Annotated in this window: 15 protein-coding genes and 1 other RNA gene; 6 read left to right on the forward strand and 10 right to left on the reverse strand. The window is 40.1% G+C overall.

Going from position 1 to position 18071, the window contains the following annotated elements; all coding sequences use genetic code 11:
• Nucleotides 1-3: 3 nt before the first annotated feature.
• The 3 genes from ssrA to AACH28_RS20655 form a co-directional block, all read right to left on the reverse strand.
• Nucleotides 4-371, reverse strand: a transfer-messenger RNA (tmRNA) gene (gene ssrA / locus AACH28_RS20645).
• A gap of 272 nt (nt 372-643) precedes the next feature.
• A complete protein-coding gene (locus tag AACH28_RS20650) occupies nt 644-2674 on the reverse strand; it encodes a M3 family metallopeptidase (protein WP_286778279.1) in 2031 nt (676 codons plus the stop codon).
• A 172-nt stretch (nt 2675-2846) separates the two neighbouring features.
• A complete protein-coding gene (locus tag AACH28_RS20655; RefSeq protein WP_232475608.1) occupies nt 2847-4052 on the reverse strand; it encodes a pyridoxal phosphate-dependent aminotransferase in 1206 nt (401 codons plus the stop codon).
• A 267-nt stretch (nt 4053-4319) separates the two neighbouring features.
• Between AACH28_RS20655 and AACH28_RS20660 the strand changes: the two genes are divergently transcribed.
• From AACH28_RS20660 to AACH28_RS20675, 4 genes are all read left to right on the forward strand, one after another.
• Nucleotides 4320-5309, forward strand: coding sequence for a cation diffusion facilitator family transporter (locus AACH28_RS20660; protein ID WP_153846845.1), 990 nt, complete (start codon nt 4320-4322; stop codon nt 5307-5309).
• A 144-nt stretch (nt 5310-5453) separates the two neighbouring features.
• Nucleotides 5454-7244, forward strand: coding sequence for a translation elongation factor 4 (gene lepA, locus AACH28_RS20665; RefSeq protein ID WP_046672392.1), 1791 nt, complete (start codon nt 5454-5456; stop codon nt 7242-7244).
• Nucleotides 7245-7308: 64 nt separating this feature from the next.
• Nucleotides 7309-8196, forward strand: coding sequence for a bifunctional 5,10-methylenetetrahydrofolate dehydrogenase/5,10-methenyltetrahydrofolate cyclohydrolase (locus AACH28_RS20670; RefSeq protein WP_088162834.1), 888 nt, complete (start codon nt 7309-7311; stop codon nt 8194-8196).
• 86 nt (nt 8197-8282) lie between these two features.
• Complete coding sequence (locus AACH28_RS20675) at nt 8283-8825, forward strand: hypothetical protein (protein WP_115046770.1); 543 nt, start codon at nt 8283-8285, stop codon at nt 8823-8825.
• A 95-nt stretch (nt 8826-8920) separates the two neighbouring features.
• Here the strand turns inward: AACH28_RS20675 and AACH28_RS20680 are convergent, their stop codons facing one another.
• Complete coding sequence (locus AACH28_RS20680; protein ID WP_201638663.1) at nt 8921-9790, reverse strand: serine hydrolase; 870 nt, start codon at nt 9788-9790, stop codon at nt 8921-8923.
• Between the two features lie 154 nt (nt 9791-9944).
• On the opposite strand from AACH28_RS20680, the gene AACH28_RS20685 reads away from it, so the two are divergent.
• Nucleotides 9945-10487 carry a DUF1543 domain-containing protein gene (locus AACH28_RS20685; RefSeq protein ID WP_201638664.1) on the forward strand — a complete coding sequence of 181 codons (543 nt, stop codon included), beginning with the start codon at nt 9945-9947 and terminating at the stop codon, nt 10485-10487.
• Between the two features lie 67 nt (nt 10488-10554).
• Here AACH28_RS20685 and AACH28_RS20690 read toward each other — a convergent pair whose 3' ends face one another.
• The 6 genes from AACH28_RS20690 to AACH28_RS20715 all read right to left on the reverse strand — a co-directional run bounded on the left by AACH28_RS20690 (nt 10555) and on the right by AACH28_RS20715 (nt 16627).
• On the reverse strand, nt 10555-12039 hold the full coding sequence (locus AACH28_RS20690) for an amino acid permease (protein WP_341831381.1): 1485 nt from the start codon (nt 12037-12039) through the stop codon (nt 10555-10557).
• 132 nt (nt 12040-12171) lie between these two features.
• Entirely contained in the window at nt 12172-12819 is a 648-nt protein-coding gene (locus AACH28_RS20695; protein WP_341831382.1) for an NAD(P)H-binding protein, read from the reverse strand.
• 7 nt (nt 12820-12826) lie between these two features.
• Entirely contained in the window at nt 12827-13240 is a 414-nt protein-coding gene (locus AACH28_RS20700) for an Rrf2 family transcriptional regulator (RefSeq protein ID WP_201638667.1), read from the reverse strand.
• A 115-nt stretch (nt 13241-13355) separates the two neighbouring features.
• Nucleotides 13356-14042 (reverse strand): carboxypeptidase-like regulatory domain-containing protein, encoded by a 687-nt coding sequence (locus AACH28_RS20705; RefSeq protein ID WP_201638668.1) that lies wholly within the window; start codon nt 14040-14042, stop codon nt 13356-13358.
• Nucleotides 14043-14163: 121 nt separating this feature from the next.
• Nucleotides 14164-16110, reverse strand: a complete 1947-nt coding sequence (locus AACH28_RS20710) for a M1 family metallopeptidase (RefSeq protein ID WP_237241809.1) — start codon at nt 16108-16110, stop codon at nt 14164-14166.
• Nucleotides 16111-16279: 169 nt separating this feature from the next.
• A complete protein-coding gene (locus AACH28_RS20715) occupies nt 16280-16627 on the reverse strand; it encodes an ArsC family reductase (RefSeq protein WP_088162829.1) in 348 nt (115 codons plus the stop codon).
• A gap of 316 nt (nt 16628-16943) precedes the next feature.
• On the opposite strand from AACH28_RS20715, the gene fbaA reads away from it, so the two are divergent.
• Nucleotides 16944-18023, forward strand: coding sequence for a class II fructose-bisphosphate aldolase (gene fbaA / locus AACH28_RS20720; protein WP_046672381.1), 1080 nt, complete (start codon nt 16944-16946; stop codon nt 18021-18023).
• The last annotated feature ends 48 nt before the right edge of the window (nt 18024-18071 follow it).

An 18071-nucleotide genomic window follows, 5' to 3' on the forward strand; every position in this document is an offset into this window, starting at 1 on the left:
TGTTTGTGGAGCTGGAGAGATTCGAACTCTCGTCCAGTCATGGTACTGTATACGCTTTCTACATGTTTAGCTTCTCTTTAATTGTCGAGCGAGGGAAGGTGAGTCGCTTACCTATACCGTACGCCGTAGTTGCTGTTTCTCACAAGTGCTTAGCAACATCACACTTGCCAGTTCTATTGTTCGATGCCCCGAATGTTAAACCAAAGAACAGGATCTAACGGGACAAATAGCTATGTTAAGTCTAACTTAAGCAGCTAAGGCGTAGTTTTCTTCGCCAGTTATAATTCTGAAAGTTCAGATTAAAGTGCTCTACTAACAACGCACTACATGCTTACATAACCGTCTCCATCCTGTCAATTCCGGTCAACCCCAATTATGTCTTACAAAGGTACTATTTTTTTGCTTAATCAGCAAGATACGTGCGATTCTTGTTTAATGCTTTGGTTCTGAATGGAAAACAAATGATGCTTTAATAAAATTGCTAAAGAATCGAACCTTATTTGACTGGCTGAGTGTTCTGTTATTTTTACAGGGATTTTGATAGGCAGAAAGTTCTTGATGGATTTATGTTTCCAATAAAAAAGCTGGATATAAAATCCAGCTTTTTTATTATTTGATCAATCCAATTATTTGATCAATCCAATTATTTGATCAATCCAGCCCTTTTCAACAAAGGTTCTACCGAAGGTTCTTGTCCCCGGAAACGTTTGTAAAGAACCATTGGATGTTCGGTTCCACCTTTTGAAAGAATATTATCCTTGAATTTGGTTGCGATTTCCTTATTGAAAATACCGTTTTGTTTAAAGTAGTCAAATGCATCTGCATCCAGTACTTCGGCCCATTTATAGCTGTAATAGCCCGAAGAATAACCGCCATTGAAAATATGGGAGAAGGCTGTGCTCATGGCATTGTCCTTGACATCGGGATAGAGTTTTGTCGAAGCAAACTGTTGATCTTCGAATGATTTGAGGTCCGAGATCGCGGTTGGATCCTGTCCATGCCAGCCCATATCCAATAGACCAAAGCTCAATTGGCGCATTGTTGCCATACCCTCAAGAAATGAAGCGCTTTCTCGGATCTTTTCGACAAGTTCAATCGGAATCACTTCGCCAGTTTCATAGTGTTTGGCAAATAGCTCAAGAGCTTCTTTTTCGTAGCACCAGTTTTCCATCACCTGACTCGGTAACTCGACAAAATCCCAATATACAGAGGTTCCAGATAGTGTAGGATAAGTGCTATCAGCTAGCATACCATGTAGGGCATGTCCAAATTCGTGAAATAATGTGGTCACTTCCTGAAAGGTCAACAGCGAAGGTTTTGAAGCTGTAGGACGCGTAAAATTGCAAACAATGGAGACATGCGGACGTTCTTGTTTACCCTGTTGAATGTACTGTGGTTTGAAAGATGTCATCCAGGCCCCATTTCTCTTTCCTTTACGCGGGAAGAAATCGGCATAGAAGATAGCGACTAATTCACCGTTGTCTTTACTGACCTCAAATGTTTGTACTTCTTCGTGGTAGGTATCTATTGTATCGACTTCCTTGAAGTTGATGCCAAACAAGCGATGGGCTACTTCAAATGCACCTTGTAAGACATTTTCGAGTTTGAAATAAGGTTTGAGCTTTTCATCGTCCAAATTAAAGCGTTCCTGTTTCAGCTTTTCGGCATAATAGGCGCCATCCCATTTTTCCAATTGGTCTATGCCATGCATGTTTTTTGCAAATTGGGATAATTCTGCAAATTCTTTCACTGCCGCTGGTTTCGCTTTTCCAAGGAGGTCGTTTAGGAATTCGGTGACTTTACTTGGGTTTTGCGCCATACGTTCGGCAAGGACAAAGTCTGCATGGGTGGCGTAGCCTAATAAGTTAGCACGTTCGAAGCGCAGTTTTACAATTTTAAGGACATTGTCTACGTTGTTGTGCTCGTTATCCTGAAAAGCTTTACGGCCTGCGGCGAGGGTAATTTCTTTGCGAAGTTCCCGATTGTCGGCATAAGTGACAAAAGGAAGATAGCTCGGGAAATCCAGGGTAAAAAGCCAGCCTTCTTTTTCCTTGGCTTTAGCCAAAGCATGGGCAGCTTCTACAGCACCCTCTGGAAGTCCAGCAAGATCTTTTTCGTCTGTTACCAACAGCTGATAGGCATTGGTTTCGGCCAGGACATTCTCCCCGAATTTCAATTTTAAAAGCGATAGCTCGGCATCTATTTCGCGGAGCTTTTCTTTCTGTTCATCATTTAAAAGTGCGCCGTTGCGTACAAAATCCTTATAGGATTTTTCCAATAAGGTGGTTTGCTCTGCCGTCAATGTCAGTTGATCCTTCTGGTCGTATACAGCCTTAACCCTTTTGAAAAGATCGAAATTTAAGGTGATATCATTGCCTAAAGCAGATAGTTTTGGGGCGACATCCTGTGCGATCTTTTCGAGATCAGCATTGGTTTCAGCGGAATGCAGATTGAAAAAGATATTGGACAAACGATCTAGTGTCTGTCCAGAGTAGGACATAGCAGCGATGGTATTGTCGAAAGTTGCCGTTTCGGGATTGTTGACGATAGCATCGACTTCATCTTTTGTCTTCTGAATAGCCTCATCAAATGCGGGAATATAATCTTCGTTTTTTATCTGTGAAAACGGAGCCGTGTCGTGCTGCGTTTTAAATTTTTCTGTTAAAATACTCATAGGAGTAAATGTAATAAATATTTATTTCAAGCGATAACATCTGCTTAAATTATGGGGCTGAGATGATATTTGACCGAATAGGCGTTTAGGCTGCGCCGAAAATTTAGGAGGAAAATTAGAACTGCATAAAAAAAGAGCTCCTCTGAGCTCTTTTTTATATTTGGATAGGAGATTAGGCCAGTTTTCCTAATGCTTCTTTGATTCTTTTCAAAGCTTCAATCAAACTTTCGTCTGAAGCAGCATAAGACAAGCGGATGTAATTGTCGTTACCGAATGAATCTCCACCTACTGTAGCTACGTGACCAACATTCAATAAGTACAATGCCAAATCAGATGAGTTTTTAATGACATTACCATCTTGGTCTTTTTTACCAAAGAACGAAGAGATTTCTGGGAAGAAATAGAATGCGCCCTCTGGAAGATTTGTTCTTACGCCAGGGATTTCAGTCAATAGATCGTATACCAATTGGCGACGACGAGCGAAAGCTTCTTTCATTTTGTTGACAGATTCTAATCCTTGTTCATAAGCGACGATTCCTGCACGTTGAGAAATTGAACATGTACCTGAGGTTGTCTGTCCTTGTAATTTATCATTCGCGGCAGCAATGGTTTTGTTGGCAGCGATATAACCTAAACGCCATCCCGTCATTGCAAATGCTTTTGAAAAGCCATTTATGATAATTACTCTATCTTTGATGCTTTCAAATTGTGCGATGGATTCGTGTTTGTCTACAAAGTTGATATGCTCGTAGATTTCATCGGATAGGATAAATACCTGTGGATGTTTTTCGAAAACTTCAGCTAATGCAGCCAATTCATCTTTGCTGTAAACTGTTCCTGTGGGGTTGTTTGGCGAAGAGAACATAAACAATTTGGTTTTTGGTGTAATTGCCGCTTCCAATTGTGCTGGTGTAATCTTAAAGTTATTGTCGATCTCTGTATTGATAAATACCGATTTTCCTTCTGCTAAAACGACCATTTCGGAGTATGATACCCAATACGGTGTTGGGATAATTACCTCATCACCCGGGTTGATCAACGTCAAAATTACATTAGACAGGGATTGTTTCGCACCTGTAGAAACAACAATTTGAGAGATATCATAATCTAAATTGTTTTCTGTCTTCAACTTGTTTACAATTGCCTGGCGCAACTCAGGGTATCCCGGTACCGGCGAATAACGCGTCCAGTTTTCATCTAGGGCTTTCTTCGCTGCATCTTTTACATGCTCAGGGGTGTTGAAATCAGGTTCACCTACGCTAAGGCTAATTACATTAACGCCTTTCGCTGCTAATTCGCGGCCCAACTTGGTCATTTTAAGTGTAGCCGATTCGGACAAATTATTTATCCTGTCTGATAAGTATGATGATGTGCTCATGGTAAGACAAAGATATTATATACGTTGCAAATAATCTTCTTTATTTTTGAGAATTTACAAAGAAAAGTAGCTCTTTTATTGGGCTTTTTTAATAAAAGGGCAGTTGAAGCGATTTAGCACAGTTATTTAATTGATCCCTGATGTTGGATGTTCAAAACTAATCGTTCTGATTTGTCGTTATATCTTTACCTTTGCGCTCACAAAAATGCTGGCTAGTCCTCATTTCATCATTAGCTCATAGAAGGTTTCATATAGAAGATAAGCATCATGTCAAGACAAAGAAGATTGGTTTTACTATCGCTTTTTACGGGAATAGGTTTGATGATTGTGAAGTTTTTTGCCTACTTTTTAACGGACTCCAGTGCAATCTTTACAGATGCGGCAGAGAGTATCGTTAATGTGATTGCTTCGGGTTTTGCATTTTATAGTATTTATCTTTCGGCGCAACCTAAGGATGAGAATCATCCCTACGGGCATGGTAAAGTGGAGTTCTTTTCGGTGTTTTTGGAAGGTGGACTTATTTTTATCGCCGGCGCCATTATCTTAGCCAAGGCTTGTTACAATCTTTTCTTTCCGGCAGCGTTAACGCACCTTGAACAAGGGATTTATTTGATCGGTATTACATCTGTGATAAATTTTGCAGTAGGATTCTATATCATGAAGCGTGGACGTGCATTGGGCTCTATTACCTTGGTGGCGGACGGAAAACATCTGCAGGTAGATGCCTATAGTACGGTCGGATTGATACTGGGTTTACTATTGATGAGACTGACAGGTTTCCAATGGATCGATGTGGTCATTTCAATTGTATTGGGGCTTTTTATCCTCTTCAATGGTTATAAGCTACTTCGCCAATCGATCGGTGGATTGATGGATGAATCGGATACAGCGCTCGTACAAGATGTCGTCGAAATCTTGGAGCGCAATCGGAAAGATGAATGGATTGATGTTCATAATCTTCGTGTACAGCGCTATGGGAACGAACTCCATGTAGATTGCCATCTCACACTACCCCGTTACCTTGACCTTATCCAGGTGCACGATGAAATTTCTGCTGTGGATAAGATTGTTAATAAGGAGATGTCGGTACGGACCGAATTTTTCGTTCATGCGGATCCTTGTCTTCCACAGTGCTGCCAATATTGTCAGGTCGACAATTGCCCAATTCGTTCGGAGCAATTTCGAGGACGAATTTCGTGGGACACAGACAATGTTACACGAAATCAGAAACATTTTTTATATGCTATTGCTGAATAGCGGATGCAGTTTCTACCGTTCTTAATAGGAATAGTGTCTAGTCTGATGTCTTCGCGTATAGTAAACTAAAAAAAAGCTAGTTTATATAAATATATATAAAAAAAGGTATCTTTGCCTTTTAGCAAAAGAGTTTAAAAATCCTATATGAAGCACATTCGTAATTTCTGTATTATTGCGCATATTGACCATGGCAAAAGTACTTTGGCAGACCGCCTTTTAGAGTATACCAATACCATCAGTCAGCGTGAGGCACAGGCACAATTACTTGATAATATGGATTTGGAACGTGAACGTGGTATTACGATCAAGAGTCACGCCATCCAAATGAATTATAAAAGAGATGGTCAGGAATATATTTTGAACCTGATTGATACCCCGGGACACGTGGATTTTTCTTATGAGGTGTCGCGTTCAATTGCTGCCTGCGAGGGCGCTTTATTGATCGTTGATGCATCTCAAGGTATTCAGGCGCAAACGATTTCAAATTTATATCTAGCGTTGGAGCATGATTTGGAAATCATCCCAATTCTCAACAAAATGGACCTTCCTGGTGCTATGCCGGAAGAAGTCAAAGATCAGATTGTGGATTTGATCGGTGGTGACCGCGATGCGATTATTCCTGCATCTGGTAAAACTGGTCTTGGTGTTCCGGATATTTTGGAAGCTATTGTGGACCGTATTCCACATCCAGTGGGTGATCCTGATGGACCTTTGCAAGCCTTGATTTTTGACTCTGTTTTCAACTCATTCCGTGGTATCATGGCTTATTTTAAAGTTGAAAATGGTGAAATCCGCAAGGGCGACCGCGTGAAATTTGTTGCTACTGGGAAAGAATATTTTGCCGATGAAATTGGTACACTGAAGTTGAATCAAGTACCTAAAGAAGTCATTAAGACCGGTGATGTAGGTTATATTATCTCTGGTATCAAGGAGGCACGGGAGGTGAAAGTAGGGGATACCATTACGCATAAAGATCGTCCTTGTTCTGAGGCTATCCAAGGGTTTGAAGAGGTGAAACCGATGGTCTTTGCGGGTATTTATCCTGTAGATACGGAGGATTACGAGGAGTTGCGTGAATCGATGCACCGTTTGCAGCTAAACGATGCTTCTTTGGTGTTTGAACCAGAGTCGTCGGCAGCCTTGGGTTTCGGTTTCCGTTGTGGTTTCTTGGGTATGCTTCACATGGAGATTATTCAAGAACGCCTAGAGCGCGAGTTTGATATGACGGTGATCACGACAGTTCCCAACGTATCCTATAAGGCCTATATGACCAAAGATAAAGAGGAAGTGATCGTACATAATCCTTCTGATCTACCGGATCCAAGTAAATTGGATTCAATCGAAGAGCCATATATTAAAGCTAATATTATTACGAAATCGGATTTCGTTGGACCAATTATGTCACTTTGTATCCAAAAACGCGGTACGATCATGAACCAGCATTATTTGACTTCAGATCGTGTTGAATTGGTTTTTGAAATGCCAATGGGAGAAATTGTATTTGACTTTTATGATAAGTTGAAAACAATCTCTAAAGGTTACGCTTCATTTGATTACCACCAGATTGGTTATCGCAAGTCAGATTTGGTAAAACTGGATATTCGATTGAACGATGAACCTGTAGATGCCTTGTCATCGTTGATACATCGGAGCAACGCGTATGATTTTGGTAAAAAGATCTGTGAAAAACTAAAAGAACTGTTACCCCGTCAACAATTTGAAATTCGTATCCAGGCGTCAATCGGTGCAAAGATTATTGCCCGGGAGACGATCTCAGCTTTACGTAAAGATGTTACGGCAAAATGTTATGGTGGTGATATCTCCCGGAAGCGTAAGCTTTTGGAAAAACAAAAGAAAGGTAAGAAACGCATGCGTCAGGTTGGGAACGTAGAGATTCCGCAATCTGCATTTATGGCGGTATTGAAATTAGATTAATCAAAATAACACAATAATAAAGGAGCTCTTGAGCTCCTTTTAAATACAATAAAATCTCCTAAACATGAATCTTTTAGATGGTAAACTAGTTTCCGAAAAAATTAAAGAACAAATTGCGTTAGATGCGGCTGAATTTACGACACAGACTGGCCGTAAGCCTCATTTGGTTGCTATCCTTGTGGGGAATGATGGTGGTAGCGAAACCTATGTAGCTAGCAAAATGCGCAACTGTCAACTGGTCGGCTTTGAATCAACAAACATTCGTTATGATGAAAACATAACAGAGGATGAATTGATCGCTAAGGTCAAAGAAATCAATCAGGATGAGTCTATCGATGGTTTGATTGTTCAGTTGCCTTTACCAAAACATATTGATCCAGATAAAGTTACCGAAGCAATTGATTACCGCAAAGATGTGGATGGTTTCCATCCGATCAACCTCGGACGTATGCAACGTAATCTTCCTTGTTTTATTCCAGCTACGCCATATGGTATTATGTTGATGTTGGATTATTATAAGATCGATACAGCAGGCAAGCACGCCGTAGTGGTTGGAAGAAGCAATATCGTAGGATCGCCGATGAGTATCTTACTGGCTCGTAATTCCAATCCAGGTAATTGTACTGTAACATTAACACATAGTCGCACAAAAGACCTTAAAACAGAGGTTTTGCGGGGTGATATCGTTGTTGCGGCAATCGGTAAGAAAAATTTTGTTACAGCAGACATGGTGAAAGATGGGGCAGTAGTAATTGATGTCGGTATTAATAGAGAAACTTCTACAGCAACGAAATCTGGTTTTAAGCTATATGGTGATGTCGATTTTGAAAATGTTGCTCCTAAAGCATCCTGGATTACACCTGTACCGGGCGGAGTTGGGTTAATGACGATCGTCGGTTTATTGAAAAATACACTGGAAGCTGCAAAAGGAACAATCTATCCGAAGCAATAATTTTGTCTAATTGGCATAGAAGTTGTATATTGATGTATACGTGCTCTGATGAGCCGTTGAAAACTACACTCATAAATCAATTTATAATGAAAAAAATTGCACTTTTAGCAGTCGTAGCAGGAGCATTGGTCATGTCTTCTTGCAACAATTCGGAGAAAAAAGACACTACAGCGACAGATTCGGCAAAAACAGTCGGTGAGCATGTAGATGCGGCAATCGCAGATTTAAAAAATGCGGAGGAAAATGCCCGTTTGAAAGCAGAGCAGGCGAAAAAGGATTTGGATGAAGCTATCGCAAAAGGCGATAAAGCCGCCGAGGAAAAGGCTCGAGCTGCTTCTGAAGAAGCTAACACTGCCTGGGAAAAAACCAAGGATGCTTTGCGTAATGCTGGAGAAGATGTAAAAGAGGGATTGAAAGACGCAAAAGATGCGACAGTAGATGCGACAAATACGGCTGTTGATAAAACAAAAGACGCTGCAAAAGATGTCGCTGACGGTACGAAGAAAGTTGCAAATGATGTTGCTACCGGAACCAAAGAGGCTGCTAAAGATGTAAAAGATGCTTCCAAAAAAGTAGGTGACGATATTAGTCGGAAAGCTAAAAATGTAGGTGAAGCGTTGAAAAATTAGTTGACGTATTTCATTTGAACGATAGGGAAGGGGAGCACTTTTTTGAGTGCCCCCCTTTTTTATATCACATCTTTATAATATTGACTTAAATAGGTTTATTGGTAATAATCCCATAATAATTTGGAAAGCTTACGGGTAAGCACCTCTGCTTCATTTGTTTTACCCCAGCTTTTGTCTACATTGTTTTTGGTGAAAATACTGAAAACGTAATCTCCTTTCGGCGCATTGACCAAAATGACCTCATTGCGTACGTCATCTAAAGAGCCTGTTTTTGAAGCTGTTTTAACAGTGGATGGGATTTGCGATAGTCCTCTTTCATCATAGAACATGTTGCCCATAAAACGATACATCTGATCGGAAGATTTTTGGGATACAACTTTGCCTTGTCGGATTAGTGTGACCAAGTCGGCCATTTCTTTTGGTGTAGTCTGGCCCCAGCCATATCTTTCCCAATCTGGCTTCCGCCCCTCTGTCTGTGAGTTGACACGTGTGTTGGCCAGTTGAAAATCGCTCATTAACTTATTGATCGCGACTCCTCCTCCCGCAAGTTTTTGGTTCCAAATGCTGGTTACATTATCACTATACGATAGCATAAGCGCAACCAAGGTTTTCAGGTCAACTTGTGTACTGTCCTTAAAAAATTGCATCAGCCCTGAGCCGCCATATCGTTGACTAGCACGGTAGAGCAGTTGCTGATCAAGTTGTAGTTCACCTTTTTCAATTTTATCAAAGATGCCGACTAAAATGGGGATTTTGACAATACTTGCCGTCGGGAAAATGCTGTCGCCCTGGATGTTGACTTCTTTGTTTTTTTTGAGATGGTGTACATAAATGCCGACATCGCCTTGAAAACCCTGAATCAGCTGTTTAATCTGTGATTCGAGTTTTTTATCGGTAGCGGCTTTTTGACCAAAGGACAGTAATGATAAGAATAGTAACGCAAATGATAGGAATATTTTGTGCATTGTGAAGATATAATATATGTTAAATGTGGTGGATAATAGTTATTTTTATTGTTTATAGGGCTTAAGTTACGAAATATCCATGATTCGTACGCACAGATCGATGAAAAATAAACTGGATATTCTAGCACGAACATTGAAAGACTGATTTTTGACTATGAAATTATTTATGATTTTGATCGGTTGTAAACCGAAAAATAGACGGACAGAACAGCATGACATTTTCTTTGGTATTGGTAATGAGCTCAAGGATTTTGTCGATCCCATTAAAGATTTTTGGCCCGAGGCAGACGGTAAAATTCACATTGATGCGTACCGTATTGTCCATAAGATTGGGGAATATGAGATCAAGGTTACTGAAAGGGGGAATGAACAGGCTATTGATTCAGAATTGAAGTTGTTTTTTGTCAATTTAGGTGGCTACAAACCGAATGAATTTGACGAGTTCCATTACAAAGAACTTATTGTAGCATCTAGTTTGGCCAAGGCGACTGAAAAGGCAAAACGCACTGTTTTTTGGAAGCACCACAGTTCGGCACATATCGATGATAAGTACGGTTTGGATGTTGATGATATTTATGAGATAGAAGATTTGCTATTACCTCATGATAAAGAGCTGTATAGTATTCAAATTACGCCAAAGATCGGTCTAGAAGAAGATACCATTGCGAATGGATATTTTAAACTGAGTGCGCTGTAATAAGAATGTGCGATTAGATTTCTTAAACATAAAAAAGGCTTCTTAATAAAGAAGCCTTTTTTTATGTTTAACCAATATTTTGTTGGTTCTGATGTTGTTTTCTAATGACACTATGTTTTTTACCGTATACAAAGTAAATCAATAAGCCTAAAGCGAGCCAGACCGCTAAACGCTCCCAGCTTTCAATTGGCAATGAGGCCATCATTAAAATACAGACCAAGATACCCATGATCGGAACGAAAGGAACCAATGGTGTTTTAAATGGGCGCTCCAAATTAGGATCTGTTTTACGTAGTACTAGAATACCTACACATACAAGGGTGAAGGCAAATAGGGTACCAATACTTACCATATGCCCAAGATCAGAAACTGGAACGAAACCTGCGAATATACTTACGAATACCATGAAAATAGCATTTGTTTTCCAAGGAGTCTGTCTTTTGGATAAGTCTGAAAATATCTTTGGAAGCAAACCATCTTTACTCATCGAATAAAATACGCGGCTCTGACCAAGTAACATCACGAGAATAACTGAAGTATATCCTGCAATAATCGTAAGAATCAACGCTGTATTTAAGAAATGATAGCCTGTTCGAGCAAAAGCTGTCGCAACTGGTTTAGCATCACCTTTGAACATCGTATAGTTTTCGATACCTGTCATGACGTAAGAGAATAAAACATACAAAAGTGTACAGATTATTAACGAGCCGATGATACCGATTGGCATACCTTTTTTTGGATCTTTCGCTTCCTGGGCAGCTGTACTCACTGCGTCAAAGCCGATGAATGCAAAAAAGACAACCCCAGCAGCGCGCAATACACCACTGATACCAAAGTGACCGAAGTCATCACTCTTTAAAAATGACCAAAAGCTTTGTTGTCCACTTTTCACAAGCTCTTCGCCTGCATTTGTAGGGATAAATGGATCGTGGTTTGCAGGATTGATAAAGCTCCATCCCAAGGCGATAAAAATCAATACTACCCCAACTTTTAGGATAACCAATATATTGTTTACCCGGGATGATTCCTGTGTGCCACGCATCAGTAACAGCGATAGTAAACAAACAATAATGATGGCCGGCAGATTGACTACCCCACCTTCCCAAGGGCCTTTGAGCAGGGTGTCGGGGAGCTGGATATGAAATATCATCAGGAGCTGGTTGAAATACTGAGACCAGCTGACGGCTACTGTAGCTCCTGCTAGTGCATATTCTAGGACGAGATCCCAGCCGATAATCCAGGCAACAAATTCACCCATTGTGGCGTAGGAATATGTGTAAGCACTTCCGGCAACAGGAATCATAGAGGCAAATTCGGCATAACAAAGACCTGCGAACCCACAGCCTACTGCTGCGATAATGAAAGATAGGATAACAGCTGGCCCTGCATTTTCAGCAGCGGCAATCCCTGTTAGGGAGAAAAGTCCTGCCCCAATGATGGCCCCGACACCGAGGGCGATAAGGCCCGAGCTGGACAGTGTCCTCTTTAGCGTGTGTTCTCCATTTTCATTTGCTTCAGCAATGAGTTGAGGAATCGATTTTTTAAATAGCATAGGATTAATTCTTTACGATTATTTAGCTTTTCAATTGTTTAATTAATGTCAAATATAAATGATCTCAATGAAAAAAGGGAAGATTGCTCCTCCCTTTTGTAATAAAATCTGAATCAAATGCTTGTTTGGGTACTAATACGCTGCTGTAAAGCGTTTATTGACGAATTGTTTGTTCTCAATTTCGTCTGCTATTGCTACAGCAAGATCCTCTACTGATAATCTAGAACGACCATCCTGATCAAATACCGGAGCATCAAGGCCTGTGCGGTATTTTCCGGTGCGAGTTCCACCAGCATGGGAATTCATTTCTATAGCAGGACTAAACATGGTCCAGGTAAGTTGATCTTCTTTCCGGATGGTATTCAGATAATCTGCTGCAGCTAATGCCCCAGGTTTAATTTCTTTGGGAAAATCCGGTGAATCGACCAGTCTATTTCCATCAACCAATAAACTTCCTGCACCACCAATAACAATGAAACGATTGATACCGGCATCTTTAACAGCCTGTTGGATGGCCAATGCACCTTTTGTAAAATCTTCGTATAGATTAGGGTTGGTCCATCCGGCATTGAAAGCCGAAACAACAACATCAACACCTTTTAGCGCAGAAACCAATTGATTATTATCATTGATATCTACTTGGAGTTTGGTTACTTTTTCACTCGATGGAATATTTTCGATGTGGCGGGCGATGGCGACTACGTCATAGTTACGGTTTACCAATTCTTTTACGAGATGAGATCCTACGTATCCTGTGGATCCAATTACTGCTACTTTCATGTTTCCTTTAATTAAATGTTTTGCTAAAATCAGCCAGGGTTATCTTTTCCAAACGCTGTACAATATCAGTGTCGACTTCCTGATACAGATCCTGGAGTTTGGAGTTGATATTTTTGCCCACAATACAGGCCGGATTGGGATTGTTAAATTTCCCGCCGAAATCGGTTTGCTTGGTGCTGATATAAATATCAGCCAAGGTAATCGTTGGATTCTCGGGATTTATGCGAATACCGCCGCCCTTACCTTCTTTACTTGTCAGTAAAGATGCTGTTTTGAGAGATGCAATTTCTTTGCGAACCACACTTGCATTGACCTGGATGCTTGACGCAATATATTCAGAAGAAAGCCATTGATTTGACTCTTCTAACTGTGCCAGAACCATAATGTGTAATGCTGTTGCGAACCTCAAGTTGTGTAACATCCTCTGCTGATTTTTCTAAATTATAACACAAAGTAACAGAAAAGGTTTTAAACTGAAATAAAAATTATTACAGTTTAAAACCTTCTGACAATCACGTGATAAAAGTGTTTGTTTTTTATTTTTTCTCGTTAAATTTTTTATAGCTATCCATGATATAGACCTTCAGAGTCTCTTGGGTGCTGTTTTGAATAAATTTATAGGAAGGTCTAAACCTTTCCTTAAACAGGGCTAGATCTGAACCATTGAGCGGAGTCAATTCTTTGATCAGATTTTCGGTGAATTTTCGATCAACTGCTCTTTTCTCAAGTTCTGCGACGAGGAGTTTGTGATTTGAACGTGCCTGTTTTCCCTCTTTGCTAAATATACGGCTTGGAGAAATTCGCACTCCGCCGCGGTTTTGACTTGCGTCGGAATACTTTCCTAAAGTCTTCTCGCGCTGGATTTCAGCAGCAAGTCTACTGTCTGTCATCCGTTCTACGACAACTTCATTGAGTTCGATAACATTATTCATTCTGTTCAAATAGATTCTGCGTAAGCTGCTATCATAAATGAAGACAGTATCTTGTTCATATCCCACAGCCTTGATTAACAAGAGGTCGTTAATATTGGCGTCAATTGCAAAGGAGCCATCTCTATTGGTCTGTACTTCAGCCTTGGTTCTTAAATTTTGAATTTGTGCAGCCTCAATTTTCTCACCGCTGACAAGTTCCATAATAATCCCCTTGGTTTTTTCCTGTGCAACAAGATGTCCACCCATTAGTGTAATAAGTAAGCAGCTTAGAATCGTTTGTAAGATTTTCATGTGAATAAATATAGTTATGTATTTTCAATCTATGAATGAACAGGGTATTTGCCGTTTTGTTTACGCCGTACGTTCATGATCGTTCTCTAGCCAAAAATAACGAATAGATTTTGAAAATCTGCTAATTTGCTTTCCACGAATTATTGTCTGGGTTCTTGTCCGGCATGACCATGTCAGGATCTAACTGTACAGATTGCAGTGGCTCTGTGGTCGGAATTTTAAATTGCCATACGTCGTTTCTTTCCCAGATTTCCACTGGTAGTTTTTTTCGAATCTTCTTGCCCGATACGGTTGTAGCTTCAACAATAACTGGCATCGGTAATTTTTCGAGATTTTCCACGGTGACAAGTGCGCCAAATTTTGGCTCGTTGTTGACATAGGATACCGATTTTATACCTTGGTCCATTTGCCAGTTGTTGACAAACCACCCGCGCCAGAACCAGTTTAGGTTTTCACCAGCACCATTTTCAATGGCTTTGAAGAAATCCTCCGGAGTAGGGTGTTTGTAAGCCCATTCTTGGATATACTTTTTAAAGGCGTAATCGAAACGTTCAGGACCGATGATTTCGTTTCGCAATAATTTCAGTCCATAAGCTGGCTTATAGTAGACCAAAGCACCAATATTACGTTCTTTCATGTTTTGCGGGGTACTCATGATCGGTTCAAGATTACGGGCAGTAAAGATGTACGATCTGCTCGCCTGATTACGGTAATATTCGCCATTGTTGAATTCTTTTGTTGCGAGTTCGTTAATAAATGTATTGAACCCTTCATCCATCCATCCATGTTCACGTTCGTTGGATGCGACAATCATTGGGAACCAATTGTGACCAAACTCGTGGTTGGTAACACCCCAAAGTGAGCCTGCTTTGGCCTGATTGCCACAGAACGACAAGGCTGGATATTCCATTCCACCGACGTTAGAGGCTACATTGACCGCTACAGGGTAAGGATACTCAAACCAGCTTTTTGAATAGATTTCAATTGCAGCTTTGGTGTATTCTGTCGAGCGTTCCCAGGCATTGTTACTGTTACTTTCAATTGGATAGGCTGACAACGCGAGGGATTTTTTTCCACTCGGTAGATTGATCTTCGCACCATCTAATATAAATGCCGTAGAGGACGCCCAAGCAATGTCTTGCGCATTATTAAGTTGATATTTCCAGGTTAAGGTTTTCTTGTCAGGCCTGGAGTTTTTTGCGTTAACTTCTTCGGCGGAGCGGATGATCACGGTTTCGTCGCTGCGTTGTGCCTGTTGGTATCGCTTGAGTTGCTCAGCTGTAAATACTTCCTGTGGGTTTAACAATTCACCACCCAATACAACCATGTGGTTTGCCGGGGTAGTGATCTCAACCTGGTAATTTCCGAATTCACGATAGAACTCTCCCGGTCCTGTATAAGGAAGGGTATTCCAACCTCTAATGTCGTCATAGACACACAGTCTTGGAAACCATTGTGCAATGGCATAGATTTTTCCGTTTTTTGTGTCAAGTATACCTGTACGGTCCGCACCGTATTTAGGAACTGTGTATTGGTATTTAATCTTAAAAGTTATTTTTCCGCCCTTGCTCTTTAACGCAGCAGGAAGTCGAAGCTGCATGCGGGTATCGTTAATAATATGTTCGATCGTATTTCCGTTTACATCCGTAACAGATTGTATCTGATATCCACCATCAAAAGTTGAGTTGCCATCACCGTAACGGCTGTTGGTCAAGGGGGAGATCAATTGACCGCGGCCATGTTGTGAAAACATATTTTGATCTAATTGTAACCACAGATAGTTCATATTGTCTGGACTATTGTTGCTATAGGTAATCTCGACAGATCCTGTAATTTGATCATTTTGATCGTTCAGGGAAGCCTGAATTTTATAGTCGGCTGCATTTTGCCAGTAGGCAGGGCCCGGTTTTCCGGCTGCGGAACGATATTCATTGCCATTATTTTTAAAAAACAAGGGTGCAAAGGCCTCTGTATAGCTGTAATTGGATGTTTTCTCCTGTGCAAAGGCTGGGTAAGCATAGCTCAACGCAACAAGGCTTAAAGAAGCCAGTGCAATTCTTTTCATCATACGTCTACTTAAATTATGTTTATTTGCTCCAATATACAATGAAAAGTACATTGAGCCAAAAAAAACGCAAACGACGTTTTATAATAAAAGGGATAGAAAGTGACCTTAAAGGTTTATTTTGGATAATTGGAGGCTTTTTAGAACCTCCATTCCGGGAAGCATTGTGGAACTATTTTAAATTTGTTACGTACTCTGCTTCATTAAAACCGAGTAATATACCTTTGTTGTATTCAATAACAGGACGTTTAATCATACTTGTATTTTCCTGAAGTACTTTATTGGCACTATCACTGTCAATGACTTGCTCTTGAGTTTCCGGAGATAACTTTTTCCATGTAGTTCCCTTTTTATTCACTAGAGCCTGCCAGTCTACTTGTTTTTCCCATTCTTTTAATTTATCCACACTGACGCCTTCTTTTTTGAAGTCATGAAATTGAAAGGGAACATTATTGTCTTCCAACCATGTAAGTGCTTTTTTTACTGTGTTACAATTTTTGATACCGTATACCTGTAGCATAATAGTGACAATTTGGTGAATCCAAATTTAATCAATCCCGATACAATTTTTAAAATAATTCATATTTCTATGGTGTCTTATCTGTGATTTAAGGATAATTGTGGATATTTTGTTGGCAATGCCATTGAAAAAAGGAGTAACCGGAAAGTTCTTATGCAATTGAACAATCAGGGTTTTATGATTTGTTAACATTCTATATCCCATGTGAAATGATAGTGTATTTAGTACACTATAAAAATTAGGAAGTAATAATAATTTTTAATAATTTAGTAGCTTCAAGTTTAATGAAAGATTAAAATAAATCAATAACAGAAATATGAGCCTAAAAGATTTTAAAGGTGTATTGACAGGAGATCAAGTACAAGAGTTGTTTGAGGTTGCGAAGAAACATAAGTTTGCTTTGCCTGCGGTAAACATTATCGGAACAAACTCTATCAATGCGGTTATGGAAACTGCGAAAGCAGTAAATTCTCCTGTAATTATTCAATTGTCAAATGGTGGAGCGCAATTCTACGCTGGTAAAACCTTAAACAACGATAATTTACAAGCTTGCGTATTGGGAGCGGTATCTGCAGCACAACATGTTCATTTATTAGCTGAGCATTATGGTGTAGCAGTTATTCTGCATACAGATCACGCAGCTAAGAAACTTTTACCTTGGATCGACGGTTTGTTGGACGCTGGCGAGAAATTCTTTGCGCAACATGGAAAACCATTGTTCTCTTCTCACATGTTGGATTTATCGGAAGAGCCAATTGAAGAAAATATTGAGATTTCCGCTAAATACTTAGCGCGTATGAAACCACTTGGTATGACAGTGGAGATCGAGCTGGGTGTTACAGGTGGTGAAGAAGACGGTGTTGACAACTCGGATGTGGATAGCTCAAAACTGTATACCCAACCAGAAGAGGTTGCCTACGCTTTTGAAGAATTGTCTAAAGTATCTGACAAATTTACAGTGGCAGCTGCATTTGGTAATGTTCATGGTGTTTACAAACCAGGTAATGTGAAATTGCAACCAGTTATATTACATAATTCTCAAGAATATATTCGTGAGAAATATAATCTTACTGCTGAGAAGCCCGTAAACTTCGTATTCCACGGTGGTTCTGGTTCTTCTCCGGAAGAAATTGCAGAAGCGATTTCATACGGTGCGATCAAAATGAACATTGATACGGATATGCAATGGGCTTTCTGGGATGGTGTAAGAGCTTATGAAGCGAAAAACCATGATTATTTGCAAGGTCAGATCGGTAATCCAGAAGGAGCTGATTCTCCAAATAAAAAATATTACGATCCACGCGTTTGGTTACGTAAAGGTGAAGAAACGTTTGTTGCTCGTCTGAAAGAAGCATTCGCTGATTTGAATGCAGTAGACGTTAATAGCAAACTATAAGCATAGGTTGAAAAAATAGATCATAAAGGCGCCCTTAGATAGGGCGCC

The organism is Sphingobacterium thalpophilum, from assembly GCF_038396785.1.
In the GTDB taxonomy this organism is placed as follows: domain Bacteria; phylum Bacteroidota; class Bacteroidia; order Sphingobacteriales; family Sphingobacteriaceae; genus Sphingobacterium; species Sphingobacterium thalpophilum_A.

Excerpts from the sequence above, each read along its gene's own strand:
- AACH28_RS20685 (WP_201638664.1), top strand. The coding sequence starts at position 9,945 with ATGAAATTATTTATGATTTTGATCGGTTGTAAACCGAAAAATAGACGG.
- AACH28_RS20650 (WP_286778279.1), bottom strand. The coding sequence starts at position 2,674 with ATGAGTATTTTAACAGAAAAATTTAAAACGCAGCACGACACGGCTCCG.
- lepA (WP_046672392.1), top strand. The coding sequence starts at position 5,454 with ATGAAGCACATTCGTAATTTCTGTATTATTGCGCATATTGACCATGGC.
- AACH28_RS20710 (WP_237241809.1), bottom strand. The coding sequence starts at position 16,110 with ATGATGAAAAGAATTGCACTGGCTTCTTTAAGCCTTGTTGCGTTGAGC.
- AACH28_RS20680 (WP_201638663.1), bottom strand. The coding sequence starts at position 9,790 with ATGCACAAAATATTCCTATCATTTGCGTTACTATTCTTATCATTACTG.
- AACH28_RS20655 (WP_232475608.1), bottom strand. The coding sequence starts at position 4,052 with ATGAGCACATCATCATACTTATCAGACAGGATAAATAATTTGTCCGAA.
- AACH28_RS20715 (WP_088162829.1), bottom strand. The coding sequence starts at position 16,627 with ATGCTACAGGTATACGGTATCAAAAATTGTAACACAGTAAAAAAAGCA.
- fbaA (WP_046672381.1), top strand. The coding sequence starts at position 16,944 with ATGAGCCTAAAAGATTTTAAAGGTGTATTGACAGGAGATCAAGTACAA.
- AACH28_RS20700 (WP_201638667.1), bottom strand. The coding sequence starts at position 13,240 with ATGTTACACAACTTGAGGTTCGCAACAGCATTACACATTATGGTTCTG.
- AACH28_RS20705 (WP_201638668.1), bottom strand. The coding sequence starts at position 14,042 with ATGAAAATCTTACAAACGATTCTAAGCTGCTTACTTATTACACTAATG.
- AACH28_RS20690 (WP_341831381.1), bottom strand. The coding sequence starts at position 12,039 with ATGCTATTTAAAAAATCGATTCCTCAACTCATTGCTGAAGCAAATGAA.
- AACH28_RS20660 (WP_153846845.1), top strand. The coding sequence starts at position 4,320 with ATGTCAAGACAAAGAAGATTGGTTTTACTATCGCTTTTTACGGGAATA.
- AACH28_RS20675 (WP_115046770.1), top strand. The coding sequence starts at position 8,283 with ATGAAAAAAATTGCACTTTTAGCAGTCGTAGCAGGAGCATTGGTCATG.
- AACH28_RS20695 (WP_341831382.1), bottom strand. The coding sequence starts at position 12,819 with ATGAAAGTAGCAGTAATTGGATCCACAGGATACGTAGGATCTCATCTC.
- AACH28_RS20670 (WP_088162834.1), top strand. The coding sequence starts at position 7,309 with ATGAATCTTTTAGATGGTAAACTAGTTTCCGAAAAAATTAAAGAACAA.